The sequence below is a fragment of the Halobacillus sp. ABR2_026 genome (assembly GCF_056158545.1).
Genome location: NZ_JBSWTM010000001.1, coordinates 3,215,296 through 3,230,905, shown reverse-complemented (window position 1 = coordinate 3,230,905; position 15,610 = coordinate 3,215,296). Strand labels below are relative to the sequence as shown.

At 47.8% G+C, this 15,610-nt stretch carries 13 protein-coding genes; 11 read left to right on the top strand and 2 right to left on the bottom strand.

Annotated features, from left to right (window positions below):
- Positions 1-85: 85 nt before the first annotated feature.
- From ACXADE_RS16620 to ACXADE_RS16605, 4 genes are all read left to right on the top strand, one after another.
- Positions 86-241: a hypothetical protein gene (locus ACXADE_RS16620; protein ID WP_474981540.1), complete on the top strand. Its 156-nt coding sequence runs from the start codon at positions 86-88 to the stop codon at positions 239-241.
- 234 nt (positions 242-475) lie between these two features.
- Positions 476-1,492, top strand: coding sequence for an NAD-dependent epimerase/dehydratase family protein (locus tag ACXADE_RS16615; RefSeq protein ID WP_474981539.1), 1,017 nt, complete (start codon positions 476-478; stop codon positions 1,490-1,492).
- Complete coding sequence (locus ACXADE_RS16610; RefSeq protein WP_474981538.1) at positions 1,492-2,553, top strand: dihydrodipicolinate synthase family protein; 1,062 nt, start codon at positions 1,492-1,494, stop codon at positions 2,551-2,553. The genes ACXADE_RS16615 and ACXADE_RS16610 overlap by 1 nt, the downstream gene beginning before the upstream one ends.
- On the top strand, positions 2,553-4,610 hold the full coding sequence (locus ACXADE_RS16605; protein WP_474981537.1) for an alginate lyase family protein: 2,058 nt from the start codon (positions 2,553-2,555) through the stop codon (positions 4,608-4,610). The genes ACXADE_RS16610 and ACXADE_RS16605 overlap by 1 nt, the downstream gene beginning before the upstream one ends.
- Positions 4,611-4,668: 58 nt before the next feature.
- On the opposite strand, the gene ACXADE_RS16600 is transcribed toward ACXADE_RS16605, so the two are convergent.
- Entirely contained in the window at positions 4,669-5,724 is a 1,056-nt protein-coding gene (locus ACXADE_RS16600) for a response regulator transcription factor (RefSeq protein ID WP_474981536.1), read from the bottom strand.
- A 2-nt stretch (positions 5,725-5,726) separates the two neighbouring features.
- On the bottom strand, positions 5,727-7,559 hold the full coding sequence (locus ACXADE_RS16595) for a sensor histidine kinase (RefSeq protein WP_474981535.1): 1,833 nt from the start codon (positions 7,557-7,559) through the stop codon (positions 5,727-5,729).
- Positions 7,560-7,707: 148 nt separating this feature from the next.
- Here ACXADE_RS16595 and ACXADE_RS16590 point away from each other — a divergent pair, with 148 nt between their 5' ends.
- From ACXADE_RS16590 to ACXADE_RS16560, 7 genes are read left to right on the top strand one after another with little or no spacing between them, the layout of a single operon-like run.
- Entirely contained in the window at positions 7,708-9,042 is a 1,335-nt protein-coding gene (locus ACXADE_RS16590) for an ABC transporter substrate-binding protein (protein ID WP_474981534.1), read from the top strand.
- Positions 9,043-9,063: 21 nt separating this feature from the next.
- Positions 9,064-10,077: a carbohydrate ABC transporter permease gene (locus ACXADE_RS16585; RefSeq protein ID WP_474982257.1), complete on the top strand. Its 1,014-nt coding sequence runs from the start codon at positions 9,064-9,066 to the stop codon at positions 10,075-10,077.
- 20 nt (positions 10,078-10,097) lie between these two features.
- Positions 10,098-10,925, top strand: a complete 828-nt coding sequence (locus tag ACXADE_RS16580) for a carbohydrate ABC transporter permease (protein WP_474981533.1) — start codon at positions 10,098-10,100, stop codon at positions 10,923-10,925.
- 25 nt (positions 10,926-10,950) lie between these two features.
- Positions 10,951-11,853 carry a hypothetical protein gene (locus ACXADE_RS16575; protein WP_474981532.1) on the top strand — a complete coding sequence of 301 codons (903 nt, stop codon included), beginning with the start codon at positions 10,951-10,953 and terminating at the stop codon, positions 11,851-11,853.
- A 27-nt stretch (positions 11,854-11,880) separates the two neighbouring features.
- Positions 11,881-12,663 carry a sugar phosphate isomerase/epimerase family protein gene (locus ACXADE_RS16570; protein ID WP_474981531.1) on the top strand — a complete coding sequence of 261 codons (783 nt, stop codon included), beginning with the start codon at positions 11,881-11,883 and terminating at the stop codon, positions 12,661-12,663.
- The gene (locus tag ACXADE_RS16565; RefSeq protein WP_474981530.1) at positions 12,660-13,661 is read left to right on the top strand and encodes a Gfo/Idh/MocA family protein; all 1,002 of its coding nucleotides are present in this window, start codon (positions 12,660-12,662) and stop codon (positions 13,659-13,661) included. Before ACXADE_RS16570 ends, ACXADE_RS16565 begins: the two co-directional genes overlap by 4 nt.
- A complete protein-coding gene (locus ACXADE_RS16560; RefSeq protein WP_474981529.1) occupies positions 13,658-15,538 on the top strand; it encodes a family 20 glycosylhydrolase in 1,881 nt (626 codons plus the stop codon). The genes ACXADE_RS16565 and ACXADE_RS16560 overlap by 4 nt, the downstream gene beginning before the upstream one ends.
- Positions 15,539-15,610 lie beyond the last annotated feature (72 nt).

Genomic DNA, 15,610 nt, shown 5'->3' with positions numbered 1-15,610 from the left:
AAACGTCAAATCATGACAAATGAGATGCTGGCCGATAAGTTTTGAGGATGCAAGGATTGATCATTAAAAGAAAGTAGGGAAATGAATGAGAGAAGACATGCTGAGAGTACTTGATCAAAGAGATTTGCTTGTGAAGGAGAATCAGCGCCTCCGCGAAGAGCTGGAGCAGGAACGGATGAAGGTCCTTCAAATGCAGAAAGAACAGCAAAAAGAACAGACGCCTTCTATGGTAGGTGCCTAATAAAAGGAAATGACACTCAAACGGTGGAAATGCGTCCGTTTGAGTTTTTTGTTTGATTCACATGTGAGAGCCGGTCCCCCGGCTCTTTTTTTTTGTCTTTTTTCAGAGGTTTCCTTCCTGGTCAGCGCATGGGATAAAAAAGGACATATTTAAGTCGTTGTTTTATCACAGGCGTCTCTCTAAACTTTTTTATAAGATGAGGAAATATTTGAAAAAATCAGGGAGGGTATCCACGTGGAAACGATCGAAGAACTTGAGTCTGTGATGTGTCAGCCGACAACGGCGTTGATTGAGGATATAGCCAAAGTTGATGGGGATTTACTGATCTTAGGGGTAGGCGGAAAAATGGGGCCCACCCTTGCTAAGCTTGCGAAAAACGCGATTGAGGAGGCCGGGGTGCAGAAGAAGGTCATCGGAGTGTCACGGTTTTCTAACGGAACGCTGCAGGAAGAGCTCCATGATCATGGCATAGAGACCATCGCAGCCGATCTTCTCAATGAAGAACAGCTTCAGGGGCTGCCTGAAATGGAGAATGTCATTTATATGGCTGGAAATAAATTCGGAACGACTGGAAATGAACATTTTACATGGGCGATGAATGCCTATCTTCCCGGGCGAGTAGCTGAAAAGTTCAGGAACTCAAGGCTTGTCTCTTTTTCTACAGGAAACGTGTATCCACAAACAGTAGTCGGTCAAGGAGGAGCTTCTGAGGAACACGAGACAGGACCAATCGGGGAATACGGCCAGTCCGCCCTCGGCAGAGAGCGTGTCTTCACTCACTTTTCCCACCGGTACGGCACGCCTTTATTACACCTCCGGCTCAATTATGCGATCGATTTAAGGTATGGGGTGTTATTGGAAATTACAAAAGCCGTGAATGAAGGAAAACCGATCGACCTGAGCATGGGGCACGTCAACGTCATTTGGCAGGGAGATGCCAATGAAGTGGCGATCCGGTCTCTGCTGCATTGTGATTCGCCTCCCGTCACATTGAATCTTACCGGTCCGGAAACGTTGTCTGTACGATGGCTAGCTGAAAGGCTGGGCGAGAGGCTGGGGAAACGACCGATTTTCGAAGGGAGAGAGCAGGAAACAGCTCTGTTGAGCAATGCCTCCCGTGCCCATGAATTGTTTGGTTACCCGACGATTGGAATCCGACAGATGATTGAATGGACGGCAGATTGGGTGAAAGGTCAGGGGCAGGTGCTTGATAAGCCAACCCATTTCCAGGAACGAAAGGGGCAGTTCTGATGGGAAAAGCGTTGAAACCAGACGTTCATCGATTGCTGCATGAAGGGACGGTCATCCCTGCCCATCCGCTTGCTTTGACGAAGGAACGTCAGCTTGATGAGGAGAGGCAGCGGGTCTTGACGAATTATTATATATCGAGCGGGGCCGGTGGAGTCGCGGTCGGCGTTCATACGACCCAGTTCGAGATTCGCGAAGAAGGCATTGATTTGTATGAAACCTTACTCCGTATGGCGGTGGAAGAAATCGAACAGGCGGATCTTTCCCGGCCGTTCCTTAAAGTGGCGGGCGTCGTCGGAGAGAAGAGCCAGGCATTGGAAGAAGCGAAAATAGCGGGGGAACTAGGGTATGATCTGGCGCTCGTCAGTATGGGCGGTCTCTCCCGCCTTAGTGAACGCGAACATTTGGAACGGGTAAGAGCGGTCGCTGATATTCTGCCGGTTTTCGGTTTTTACTTGCAGCCGGCTGTAGGAGGACGCAACTTTTCCTATGATTTTTGGCGCGCGTTTGCTGATATTCCAGGGGTTCAAGCGATCAAACTCGCTCCTTTTAACAGATATCGGACGATTGATGTGGTCCGTGCGGTCTGCCATTCCGACCGGGTGGATGAGATTGCTCTGTATACCGGGAACGATGACCATATCGTCGATGATTTATTGACGACGTTTCGTTTCCCTGTCCATGGAACAGTCGTCTCGAAGCCGATTGTCGGAGGGCTGCTCGGTCAATGGGCGGTTTGGACATCCAAAGCCGTTACGCTGCTAAACGAAGTGAAGGAAGCGAAGAGGCATGGGCAGATTCCCGCTGAACTGTTAACGACGGGGGCCGAACTGACAGATGCCAATGCGGCAATTTTTGATGCAGCCAATGGTTTTAAAGGGAGCATAGCCGGAATCAATGAAATTTTGAGACGTCAGGGGCTGCTCAGGGAGCGGATTTGTTTGAAAAATCATGAGATGCTCAGTCCGGGGCAGGCCGCGGAAATCGACCGCGTCTGCCGCGACTATCCGCATCTGCTTGACGATGATTTCGTCCGCCAGCACATGGAAACAGGGGTTTTATAATGTCGACATTTTCAGAGAGGAAACTAACGAAGACAGATGTTCGTCAGTTTTTCTATACGGGTGAAGACAGGGAAAGCATCAAGGAATTGACCCGTCAGTATTGGAGAAACGAAAGGGATGAGGTGATTGAACGTGCGCGACTCGCCTGTCAGAATACGTTCATATTCACTCACCGGTGGGATATGGAAAGGTGTGAAACTCCGGTCACTTTTTCGGATGACATCGACTGGACCTTTCAGTTTCAGGACGATTTCGAGTGGACGGTAAATTTGAACCGGGCACGTTTCATGGCAGAACTCGGGCAGGCCTACTGGTTGACCGACGATCAACAATTTGCCGAACATTTCATTCGGCTGATGAACGATTGGCTCCGGCAGAACCCGTTGACTGATGAAGAAATCCATGCCAGTGAACACCGCCAGTACAATGTGAAAGATACGTGGAGGAAACTGGACAGCGGCATCCGGATCTGCAATTGGATTAAAGGGTACCACTGCGTGAAAGAAGCGGCCGTATGGGGAGAAGTTGAAGAGGAGATTTTTCAAAAGGCTCTCTCCCTTCACGGGAACTATCTGAACATCGCTTATACGCCTCATGACCAGCAGAGCAACTGGGGATTTCTTGAAACGAATGGATTGTTCCAGGTCGCGCTTCTGTTTCCTGAAACAGAAGGGGCGGAGGAATGGTTGGCTGCTGCCTGGGAAAGACTTGCGCGGATGTGTGAGCTGCAGGTTTTTAATGATGGCATGCACAATGAACAAAGTCCGATGTATCACCATGAAGTGTTGCACTGCTTGTTCGAGCCGGTGTTGCTCGCCCGTAAAAATCAGCTGCAGGTGCCGGATATCATGGAAGAGACTTTATCCCGAATGTTGACAGCGTCGTTATCTTTTGTGAAACCCGGGGGCTGCCAGCCAATGACGAGTGACAGTGACCATACCGATATCCGGGATGTGCTTTCCCGGGGCGCTTTGCTTTATGGGCGTAAGGAGCTAAAACACCAAGGGTATGATGTTCTGGATTTTGAGGGACTCTGGTATTACGGACGGGAAGGATTCGAAGATTATGAAAAGCTTGATGCGGCGGAGCCTTCCTTTCGTTCGGTGTTCCTTGAGCAGAGTGGGTACGGAATCATGAGAAGCGGGTGGGACCCGGACAGCCATTATCTATTGTTTGATGGTGGTCATATGGATGTGATCAGAGCTCATGGGCATGATGACTTTCTTCATTTTGACCTGATCGCCTACGGGTCGGAGTTGATCATCGATCCAGGCAGGTACACGTACAAAGAGAATGAGGACCGTCAGTATTTCAAGGAATCTTTTCAGCATAACACGTGCAGTGTGGACGATATTTCCATTTCCACATACGTGGATTCCTGGCATTGGGCGAATGTCGCAAAACCTGTAGATGCTGTTTGGAAAAGTGAGGATGCCTATGATTATGTTCAGGCGGGACATGATGGGTATTTCCACTTGGATGACCCTGTCCAGGTAAAGCGTCAAATGATGTTCGTGAAGCCTTATTATTGGGTGCTGGTCGATACGTTCCACTCTAAAGAGGAGCATACGTATACCCAGCACTTTCATTTCGCAGAACATACGGGCCTTCACTACAATTCATCCCGTCGTCTGCTTGAAGTCAAAGGCGGGGAAGGCGTCCACCTGAATCTGACCTATTTGGACGATTGTTACGTCCGTCAGGAAAAATGCTGGATATCAAGGGACTACAACCAAAAAACAGCCTCTCAAAAAATAAAAGCTGAAAGGAAAGGAAAGGGAACGACGAACATCGTCACCCTCCTTTCCCCGTATCGGGATGGTGAATCGCCGGCTATGGAGCTGACGAAGATCGACGTCTATGATACGCGAAATCAGAAGCTGTCTAAGGAAGAAGTGACGGCTTTTGAGGTGAAATGCGGAAATGATTCTGAAGTCCTGCTGTTTTCCCACGAGGGACCGAAAAGTTTTCAGTTCAGCAACACGCAAATGACCGGGGAGGTGCTGCTGGTAAAACGGAAGGGGAAGGAAGAACAGCGTTTCATTGTAAAGGTTTAGGTGGAAAGAATGTCGAACGAAGAGGCTGGGCTCCTCACCGTTCGACTGCCAGGCATGATCAGCTGATTCCTTTTCGTTTCCTGTATTGGGTAGGGGTCAGTCCGATGTGCTTCTTAAAGGTTTTCGTGAAATGCGGATAATCATTATATCCGAGGTTTTCCGCAATTTCATACGTTTTATATAAGGGATTGTTCAGGAGTTCCATCGCTTTTTCGATTTTCAGCTTCGTCAGGAACTGTTTGAAGCTGATGCCGATCTCGGATTTGAATTCCATACTGAAATAAGAAGGAGACATATTGATGGTTTCAGCGACCTCACTCAGCGTGAGGTTTTCTTCTGTGAAATTGGCTTCGATATAATGGACGGCGGTCCGGATCCGGTTGCGGTGACCGATGTTCCTTGAGGCTTTGATTTCTTCAAGAACCTCCTCACACATTCGGTCGAGACGCGGCTTCCATTCTTCAGGCTCTCTCGGAAAGTCCACCCCGGCGAATAAAGGGGAATCTTTGAAAGAGGCTTGCTGTTTTTCCAAATTGCCTTGAACATAAACGATCAAATCGGAATACATACTTCTCAGCACGTCAGGCTCAATCTCCAACACCTCGAGCTTCTGTGCAAATTCTCCAGTTGTCCGGAAAACCTGCTCTTCTTCAAGCAGCCAGAGATGACCGGATAAATCATCAGCACATGACTTGACCATCAGCAGACTCGCGCTGCGCTGCCGGGTAGAGGACTGCTCGCTTTCCATCTGGCGGAACACTTTGTCCAATGAAGTCAAAAACTGATCCGGTTTGATCGGTTTGAGTAAGAAGTCGACGACGCCGTAGCGGATCGCCGTCTGGGCATATTCAAACTCATCATATCCGGAGAGGATGATGAACTTCGTATGCGGACTCCTCTTTTTCACTTCTTTAATGAAAGTCAATCCATCCATTTTCGGCATCCTTATATCGGTAATGATCAAGTCAGGGGTGGTGTTCTGTTGGAGTTCGAGAGCTTCCACCCCGTCCTTCGCTTCCCCTGTGATTTCAAAACCCGTTTCGTTCGTCCTGATCAATGCGGCCATGCTCTTTTTGATCATTTTCTCATCGTCGACAGTCATCACTGTATACATGGTCAAGCCTCCTTCTTCGTTTCGGTTGTCAGGTAAGGGAGCGTAATGACGATGACGGTTCCATTGTCACCGGATTGCTCGATTGATAAGCCATAAGGTTGTCCGAACGTGGCATGGAGACGGCGGTGAACATTGTTCATGCCGATTCTTTTCGTTGTCTTTTCATGATCATCTTCCGGTTCATTCGCTTGGAACGCCCTGTTGTAATCGTCTTTGGTTCCATCATCCATGCCCCCGCCGCGATCGACGATATGCAGGGAGTAATCGAACTTGTTCCTTCTTCCATAAATGCCGATAAAAGAAGGAGGAAGCCCGTGCTCTTCATACCCATGGATGAAGGCATTTTCCAAGACGGGCTGCAGGGTAATCCGTGTGGCGAGGACTTCTTCGGTCTCTTCTTCCCGCACATCGTAAACCACTTCCAAATCTTCGAATCGCTCCTGCTGAATATCCAGGTATGATCGGATTTGATGCATTTCCTCTTTCAAGGTGACGACTTTTTTTGAGTTGCTCACATTGTATCGGAACATATCAGCAAGGGAAGTCGTCATCCGGCTGATCATCATCTGGTTTTCAATGATCGCATGTGAATTGATAAGTTCGAGTGTGTTGTAAAGAAAATGGGGGTTGATCTGCGACTGCATGGCTCGCAGTTCTGACTCTCGGTTTTTGATTTCCAGTTCTTTTTCCTTCAGCTTGGAATGATGGACTTCTTCGATTAGCCGATTCAATTCATCGGTCATTGTATAGAAACTGTCATAAAGCTCGCTCACTTCATCGTTCCGGTAGAACCTCGGAGGTTTGATTTTATTGAATTTCAACCGTCCGGACTGAGCTTTTTTCATCAGTTTCTGAAGGTTGACCAAGGAATTCGTCAAAGAGAAGGAGAATCCTCCTACAAACAATAACGCCACACCGATAAGAGCTAGTCCGATCCAGATGGTCAAGTTCCGGAAGCTCATCAGGTTGGTCATGACTGCCTGCATCGGAACGTTCGCAATCATCATCCAGTTGGACTGATCGGAACGGTCCATGACCATGAGCGTCCGCTTATCTTCCATCTGATTGATGAGAAAGTTCTGGCTTTCGGTCTGGTTTTCTTCAAAGTCAAAGTCCTGGCCAAGCTCTTCCTTGTCAGGATGGAAAATGATCCGGTTGCTGCCATTGACGATCCATACGCGGTTGAAATGGCTCTTTGTCACTTCGTTGATAATATTTTCAATTTGGTTGAGACGAAGGTTGATGATCAATAATCCGGAGGTTTCAAAAGTTTGGACATCGTAGACTTTCCGGACGACGGTCAATACAGGTGTGTCATGGATGATGTCAATGTCCATAATCTGATAAGCGTCCAGGTTTTCGGTCTGTTTGAGCAGTTCTTCATTTCGCTTACGAATTCTGTCCATATTCAGGAAATGGTTCACCTGGCTGTAATTGTTTACTTGCATCCCAAGGTGATTGATAAGAGAGAGGCCGAAGATGTCCGTTCTTCCTTCCAGGATGCTTGAGAAGGCGTCTTCATTAATGTCTCTGGATAAGGTGAAGCGCTCGTAACGACTGGAAGATTCCGGAGCTACATCCAAGTATTTTTGAATCGATGACATCGAGACGATTGGAACCGTCGTCTGTTCGAGATCGTTCAGGTAAAAATCGAGGTATTCGTTCGTTTGGGCGAGCAGATGCTGACTATTCTGCACGGCATGGGTTTCGATCGTGTTCGTCGATTTTCCATACCAGAACAACCCGAGGATAAGCAGTGGAATACAGACGAACACAACGATGATCATAAAAAGTTTGGACTGGATCGAGTTCTTTTTCAATAATCTCCGTTTCATGCTTATCCTCTCCTGGATAATATTTTGAATATTTTTAATTTTATTGAAAAAAACACAAATTTTCAAATGGATTTACATTTTATGTTTATTAAAAGCGCTATAGAATAAAGGTTGTAAGCGATAACAAAAATTTTGAGGGGGCAATCAGATGGCTGGCAAGTGGACCAAATGGACAATACTTCTTTTAGCTTTTGTATTTATTTTATCCGGTTGTTCGGATGCATCCAGCGGTGAAGCGGATGCCAATTCGGAACAGACCGAGATTACGTTAGGGTTTTATTCTTCCGGCAGTGCGGATGAAAAAATGAACGAACTGATTCAGAAATTTGAAGAGGAGCATCCGGACATCAAAGTGAACACGCAGAATGCTCCGTATCAGCAGTTTTTCCAAAAGCTCGACACCCAGATTGCAGGCGGAACTGCGCCGGACGTATGGCTATCGGACGGAGTGTTCGTCCAGAAATATGCAGAGCGAGGAGCAGCGAAGGACTTGACGGAGTGGATTGATGAAGATTTGGACAAAGACGAATATTATGGCCTTGATTTCAATAAGGACTCCGATGGAAAGTACTGGGGCGTCCCTCAAGGGATCCAAATCGGAGCGCTTTTCTATAACAAGGATATGTTTGATGAAGCGGGTGTCGAATACCCGGATGACAGTTGGACGTGGGAAGATTTGAAAGCGGCCGGAGCGAAATTGACGATCGATACGGATGGGAAAGTCGCTGATGATGCTTCCTTCAAACCGGACAGCGTAAAACAGTACGGGCTGACCTTCTTCAATATTACTGAAGGCTGGATGCCGGTCATGAAGTCTTATGGTGGCGGGGTTCTTGGGGAAGATTTGCGCAACTCGATCATTGATTCGGAAGAAAACAAAGAAGCCATTAGCTATATCGTAGATGGGATGGAGCGTGGCATTTTCACCGATCCATCTGACCTGCAGGCTTTCCAAAGTCCCATGTCTCCGTTTCCAAGTGAAACAGCCGCGATGCGGATCGGCATTTACGCACGAACTCTCGCAGCGAATGAAACAGGCGTGAACTATGATGTAACCGTCCTTCCGAAAGGTCCGGATGGAGAGAGATTTTCTCCGGTTATCGCCAACTCCTGGGTCATCAGTGACAGTGCTCCGGATGAAAAAGCGAAAGCAGCCTGGGAATGGGTGAAATACTGGGTGCAGGAAGATGAGGTCCAGAAAGAATGGGCGGCTCTAGGTGAAGCGGTTCCTGTGAAGAAATCGGTCGCAAACTCTGATCTGTTCCTCGGTTCCGGAGATAAGCCGGCCAACAAGCAGGCGTTCCTCGACAGTTTCGAACATGCGGGCACGCTTGATGTAAACGCCGTCTGGTCCGAATGGGTGAAGAAATTCGGGGATAACATCAACCGCGCGTTCCTTAATGAAACGAGTGTAGAAGACTCGCTGGAAAACGCGGATCAGGAAGTGCAGAAAGTATTGGATGAATTTTACGAAAACCAATAGAGAAGAAAGTGTGTGGCTGATATGACGGATAACTTGAAACCGAAGCAGGACTTTCCGGATCAGCAGAACGGAAAGTCTAAAGAAAAATCAAAGTTGACATTAGCCAGGCAGAAGAAACCGAAGCCGCCGAATAGATCATGGTTGACGAATGAGGGTAAATGGGGATTGTTCATGATCTCCCCATACCTCATTCAGTTCATCGTCTTTATCGCCTTCACATTGCTTGCATCCTTGTATTTCAGCTTTTCCAAGTACGACATGCTGAATGCACCTCAATGGATCGGGCTTGATAATTACGACAAACTGATCAATGATCCTGTGTTCTGGAAGTCGTTGTGGAACACGGTTTACTTCACGGTACTTTTTGTACCGACACAGACGATTTTCGCCTTGATTCTGGCGACCGCTTTGAACCAGAGTTTGAGAGGGCTGAAGTTTTACCGGATGGCCCACTTCATCCCGGTCATTTCTTCCTGGACGGTCGTCCTGTACGTCGCGGATGCCATTTTCAATCCTCGCTTTGGACTTGCAAACGACCTGCTTCTTAAACTCGGCATGGAACCACAGCAATGGCTGAATAATGAAGCTCTCGTCATTCCTGTTCTTGTCATCGTCGCTGTTTGGAAAGGGATCGGTTACATGATGATCATTTTCCTTGCAGGTTTGCAGAATGTACCCGAGGACCTTTATGAAGCGGCGGATATCGAAGGGGCGGGCGTCCTGCAGAAATTCAGACACGTCACGGTTCCCCTCATTTCTGGAACGACGTTTCTCGTTCTTGTTCTAAGTACAATTACGACATTCCAGGCATTTGAACAGATTTATGTGATGACAGGAAATTCCGGAGACATTACAGCTGCCGGTGGTCCGAACAATGCCAGTATGGTTCTCATGCTTTACTTGTTCCAGCAAGGGTTCGCCTTTTTGAAGATGGGCTATGCCTCAGCCATTGCCTGGGTACTGTTCCTGATATTATTCGCGATTACACTCGTCCAGGTGAAGTTGCAGAACAAGTGGGTGCACTATGAGAAATAGAGGATCCAGGAGTGTTTTCTATGAAAAATCCCAATAAGAAAAGGAAAATCATCAGCTATCTTGTTATTACTTTCAGTGCGCTGATCATGCTTACGCCCTTTGTGGCCGCTGCACTGAACTCTTTGAAGTCCTATACCCAATATACGGCGATTCCGGTCGAATGGATTCCGAACCCTTTCAAATGGGAGAACTACATCGAAGTTTGGAGGATGACGGATTTCGCCCAGTACGGGTGGAACAGTCTGGTTGTGACTGTGCTGTCTGTCCTTGGTGCGTTATTTTCCTGCTCGATGGTCGCCTATGCCTTCGCCCGACTTGAGTTTCCTTTCAAGAATTCCTTGTTCGTGATGGTCCTTGGCACCTTGATGATTCCACCGGTCGTTATGATCATTCCGCAGTTCATTATCTTTAAGAATATGGGTTTTCTGGACACGCTTGTCCCGTTGTGGATTATGGAGTGGCTCGCCCAGCCGTTCGGCGTATTCTTGATGCGCCAGGCCTTCCTTTCGATTCCGAAAAGTTACGAAGAAGCGGCGAAGCTTGATGGGTGTTCCCCATTTCAGACGTATTGGAGGATCTTCCTTCCCATGTGTAAGCCGCAGCTTGCCACATTGACGATCTTCACGTTCATGACCAAGTGGAATGAAATCATGGCCCCAGTCATTTACTTGTCTTCTGCTGAAAAATTCACCCTTCCCATCGGTGTCCTGTCGATGTCAGGTGCCTGGTTCGGGAAGGAACAATATTTAGTTGCAGCGGCTTTGATGACGTTGGTGCCGATTTTGCTCGTCTTCCTGTTTACAGAGAAATTCTTCGTCAGAGGAGCCAGTTCCTCGGGTTTGAAATAGTATTGTCTATGGGATGTGAATCCAAATGAATAAAAGATGTTTGTTCGTCGGACCGGAAGAAACGTGGAAGAAAGTCGAACGAGTGGCTGAAGAATTTTCTTCCTTATCGATAACTCCGTGGTTAGAAGAAGGAGATCCGGGGGCGTTACGGGAAAAGCTTACGTCCTCCTTCGACGCTGTTCTTACTCCATGCTTTCAAAGTGTCCACGTGAATGAACGCTTTCCAACAGTACCTGTCTATGAACTTCATTGCTCACAAGTGGCCCTGCAGGCGGCGTTATATAAAATCTTCTCCAAAAGAAAGGAAAACGAAGGGTTGAGCATTGATTTCGGCAGCGAAGCGGATGTCCGCATGCAGCTGTTGGAAGCAGGGTTTCCACTGGAACAGGTGTGCATGATTCTCAATCGGAAGGGAAGCAAAGTGGAGGATCTTCTTGCCCATCATGAACATTCGATGAAGCGGTCTATGGTAAAGACGTTCATCACGACCCACCCGGATGTTTACCACTCATTGAATGGACGTGTGGATGACGTTCAGTTGATCCAGCCGACCTGCTCCTGCATACGGACCGTATTAAAAAAGATGAGCGAGCACGGTGTTTTTGCCAGCTTCCCGTCTGCTTATCCACATGAAAATCAACACTCCATGCAGCCTGTGAAAAATATCGGCGTCAGCGGGGCGACGATTTCCCGTCTGATTGCCTTATGCCGTCTGCTTGGGCGTGACCGGATGACGGCCGCTGAGTTAGCCAAAGGGTTCTCGATCACACTGAGGAGTGCACGGAGGATTCTTGCGACATTGGAAACGAACCAGTTAGCAAAGATCGTCGGGGAAGAGCAGGTCGTCGGAAGAGGACGTCCGAGGTATGTCTATCAGGTGAATTTGTCTTCTTTCCACCAAAGAACTTCTTTATCTGCCCTTGGATGATGGAATCGTATAGAAAGGATGTGGAGGATGACGCGTTTTTTTATGAATACCGTTCTGCTTGAGAAAAACCGCTGGGTCCCGGACCAACTGCCGTCCATTTACGGAAGTGAGTGGATGGATCGGATAAGGGCCGATGGATTTGAAGGTGTTGAACTTTGGGCGAATCACGCTCTAAAGGTTTCCGGTGAGGAAATAGAAGCACTAAGGAGTCATTCGCTGCCGGTGGAAATTTTTAATTCCTATGTCGGTTTTGAAAGTGATCAGGTTAAAGAAAGAATGGAAGCTGCAGCCATGGTCAAACGTCTGAATGCAAAGCAGGTCAAGTTCAACTTCGGAGATTCTGAAAACCTTATCGATACGTATATTCATAACTTGAAAGAATGGAAGGAACAACTGCCGAAGGGTTGCCGGCTCTTATGTGAATGTCATCCTGGGACGGTAATGGAAGACCCGTTTTTTGCGAAGGAAGTCCTGGGACAGCTGGATGTTGTTGATTGCCAAGTCATCATACATCCGTTCCATGAACAAGTGGAGATAGAGAAGTGGTTCCGTGCGTTAGGAGACCGCATTGTCCATGCTCACGTTAGTTTCTACAAAGACCAAATGTTCCATGCCTTGTCGGAAGATCCTCGTTTCATACAAGAGCGGCTGCACATAATGCAGGCATTTGGATACCGTGGGTCGTATTCCGTTGAATTTACAAAAGGTGTGGCTGCTCCAGCCGAAAAGACACAGGATGTATATGTGCAGGCGGTAGAGGATTTACACACTCTCAAAAAACTTTTAAAGAAACAGGAGGTGCAGCGATGATGTTAACAGTAGGAGTCATCGGGGGCGGCATCATCGCAACCGAACATTTGAATGCCATCCAACAGATGGATGACCTTCACGCTGTAGCCTTAGCGGAAATCGATACGTCCAAGCGAGAGAGACTGGCAGAAGCCTATGGAATGAACGGCTATGCCGATTACCGGCAGATGATCCAGGAGACGACTCCTGATCTGGTTATCATTACCCTTCCTCACCATTTACACAAGGAAGCGGCTCTCTACGCCGCCGAACAAGGATGTCATTTGCTGCTTGAGAAACCGATGGCTTTGAACACTTCTGAGTGCAAGACAATAATCGAAGCAGCTGAACACTATCAAGTACGACTTTTGGTCGGACACATCCAGCATTATTTTCCAGAAAACATACAGGCGCGTCAGATCGTTCGCAATCGAGCACTGGGAGAGTTGGTGTTCATCAATGAAACGCGTCATCTTCCCTATTTTACGGAAGAGCGTCCTCCATGGTTTTTAGATCCTGGCCGCTCCGGCGGAGGAATTATGATGAACATCGGTGCGCACTGCATCGATAAGGTCCAATGGGTCTTGGAGGATCCGTTTAAAAAAGTGACGGCCCGTTTATCGTATCACTCCCCCGGGATCGAAGGAGCTGGCCTGGTGCATTTGGAAACAGCTGGAGGAATACCGGTAAGTATGTCCATCTCCGGTTACAACCCGGTCCCCACTCATGTGACGGAATATGTGTTTACGGATGGGATGATGAAAGTGGAAATCGGGAAAGGGGTTTGGATCAGTAACGATGGTGAATATGAACAAATCTATGTGTCTAGGAAAGAGGAACCTTTTCAACAACAGTTGAGAGAACTGGTGGACGGGATTTCTGGTCATCGTCCGATTACAAATACAGGAGCCTATGGAATGTCAATCCTTCATACCATTCAATCCATCTACGAATCTGATCAAGAGAAGGAACCTGTACAAATTCCATTATCCATGGAAAGAAAGGAGGATGTTATATGAACGTAAAACTCGAAGGAGCGTCAGGATTCCTACATGCGGGGGTGGCAGAGCTAAAGGACTCGTATGGCTGTTCGTTCGTTAAAAAGGACGGACTTCCTGTTCATGTGACCCAATGGGATCGAAATGAGTTGAAGGTCACATTCGATGGTCGTAAGGGTGCGATCTTCTATCATGAACCGATTCATTTTTTCCGGGCGATGGGGCTGTTGTTGGAAATGGCTGCTCATAAGGAGTCTTTTACAATCGAGGAAACGCCTCAGTTTACAATGAACGGAATCATGCTCGACTGCTCGAGGAACGCGGTCATGCAGCCGGAACAAATCAAAGCGTTGATCCGGACGATGGCCGTCATGGGTTTAAATATGCTGATGCTTTATATGGAAGATACATACGAAATCGAAGAACAGCCCTACTTCGGCTACCGGCGAGGCCGGTACAGCAAACATGAACTGAAAGAATTGGACGACTATGCGCATCAGTTCGGAATCGAGATCATCCCGAGTATTCAGACGCTTGCTCACCTTTCGACGTTTCTACGTTGGGATGTAAATGCTCCGATTAGAGACACATCCGATATCCTGCTTGCGGGGTCTACTGACACTTACCGGCTCATCGATCAAATGATTTCATCCGTCATGCAGCCGTTCCGGACAAAACGGATCCATATCGGAATGGACGAAGCCCATCTGTTAGGTAAAGGGCAGTATGAAAAGAAAAACGGACACCGGGCGAGCTTTGACATTATGAATGAGCACCTTCATGAAGTTTTGAACATTACGCGCAGCTATGGACTCCATCCGATGGTATGGAGTGACATGTACTTCCGGATGGCATCAGATGACGGGGAATATTATGATCCGCAAGCTCATATCCCGGAGGAAGTCATCGACGATATGCCGAAGGATGTCCGTTTTGTTTATTGGGATTATTACCATGAAGAAGAAGGTTTTTATCGTTCCTTTCTTCAAAAGCACCACACCTTTGGTCGTGCGCCCATCTTCGCTTCGGGCATCTGGACATGGAATGGGGTTTCCATAAACTATCCGAAAACGTTCCATGTCATCCAGTCCTCCTATCAAGCGTGCAAGAAAGAAGGCATCCAGGAAGTATTCGCCACACTCTGGGGGGATGATGGTGCAGAAACCCATCCATTCCAAGCGTTGTTAGGACTTCAGCTTATTGCGGAACATGGGTATTCCCTTGAAGTGGATATGGAAAAAGTCAACCGACGATTCGCTTTCTGTACAGGGGCTGAGATGAAGGCATTCTTGACTTTGGGGACGCTTGATCAGCCTCCAGGGTCTGTAGAAGGTGAGCTTGAACCTGCCAATCCGTCCAAATATTTATTGTGGCAGGACCCCCTCGTCGTATTGTTCGCTCCACAAGAGGAAGATGGTTCATGGAGTATCTATTATGAGACTCTCTTCCACGAGCTGGACGACTTGAAAAAACATGCCGGTCAGTGGGCATGGATTTTCGATGTCCCTTGCCAGATGTGCAACGTGTTGAGGTTGAAAGTGGAGTGGACCGAACGATTGAAAAAGGCTTATGAGCAGAAAGATTTTCCAGCGCTCCAGCTACTTCATGGTACTTTCCTCCCCAAGGTGAAAGAGGAAATTCAACAGCTAAGAGAGAGGCACTATGAACAGTGGATGAGGACCAACAAACCCTTCGGATGGGAAGTTCTCGATCTGCGTTACGGCGGGTTGATCGCGAGATTCCAGACAGCTGAGCGAAGACTATCGGATTATGTGCAAGGGCGCATCGACGACATTCCTGAACTGGATGAGAAAAGGCTGCCTTTTTCAGAACCAACGAATAACGGATGGGTCCGGTGCAATGTTTACCGAAACATCGCATCCGCCAATCCGCTATAAAGCATAGATTCAAGGAGGTGAAGGGCGCAGGGTTCGTGTCTTAGTGGGTGATAAAAAGATGGGAGGAGTCGG

Coding starts and splice junctions, on each gene's coding strand:
- ACXADE_RS16620 (WP_474981540.1), top strand. CDS start 86: ATGAGAGAAGACATGCTGAGAGTACTTGATCAAAGAGATTTGCTTGTG.
- ACXADE_RS16610 (WP_474981538.1), top strand. CDS start 1,492: ATGGGAAAAGCGTTGAAACCAGACGTTCATCGATTGCTGCATGAAGGG.
- ACXADE_RS16605 (WP_474981537.1), top strand. CDS start 2,553: ATGTCGACATTTTCAGAGAGGAAACTAACGAAGACAGATGTTCGTCAG.
- ACXADE_RS16600 (WP_474981536.1), bottom strand. CDS start 5,724: ATGTATACAGTGATGACTGTCGACGATGAGAAAATGATCAAAAAGAGC.
- ACXADE_RS16595 (WP_474981535.1), bottom strand. CDS start 7,559: ATGAAACGGAGATTATTGAAAAAGAACTCGATCCAGTCCAAACTTTTT.
- ACXADE_RS16590 (WP_474981534.1), top strand. CDS start 7,708: ATGGCTGGCAAGTGGACCAAATGGACAATACTTCTTTTAGCTTTTGTA.
- ACXADE_RS16585 (WP_474982257.1), top strand. CDS start 9,064: ATGACGGATAACTTGAAACCGAAGCAGGACTTTCCGGATCAGCAGAAC.
- ACXADE_RS16580 (WP_474981533.1), top strand. CDS start 10,098: ATGAAAAATCCCAATAAGAAAAGGAAAATCATCAGCTATCTTGTTATT.
- ACXADE_RS16575 (WP_474981532.1), top strand. CDS start 10,951: ATGAATAAAAGATGTTTGTTCGTCGGACCGGAAGAAACGTGGAAGAAA.
- ACXADE_RS16570 (WP_474981531.1), top strand. CDS start 11,881: ATGACGCGTTTTTTTATGAATACCGTTCTGCTTGAGAAAAACCGCTGG.
- ACXADE_RS16565 (WP_474981530.1), top strand. CDS start 12,660: ATGATGTTAACAGTAGGAGTCATCGGGGGCGGCATCATCGCAACCGAA.
- ACXADE_RS16560 (WP_474981529.1), top strand. CDS start 13,658: ATGAACGTAAAACTCGAAGGAGCGTCAGGATTCCTACATGCGGGGGTG.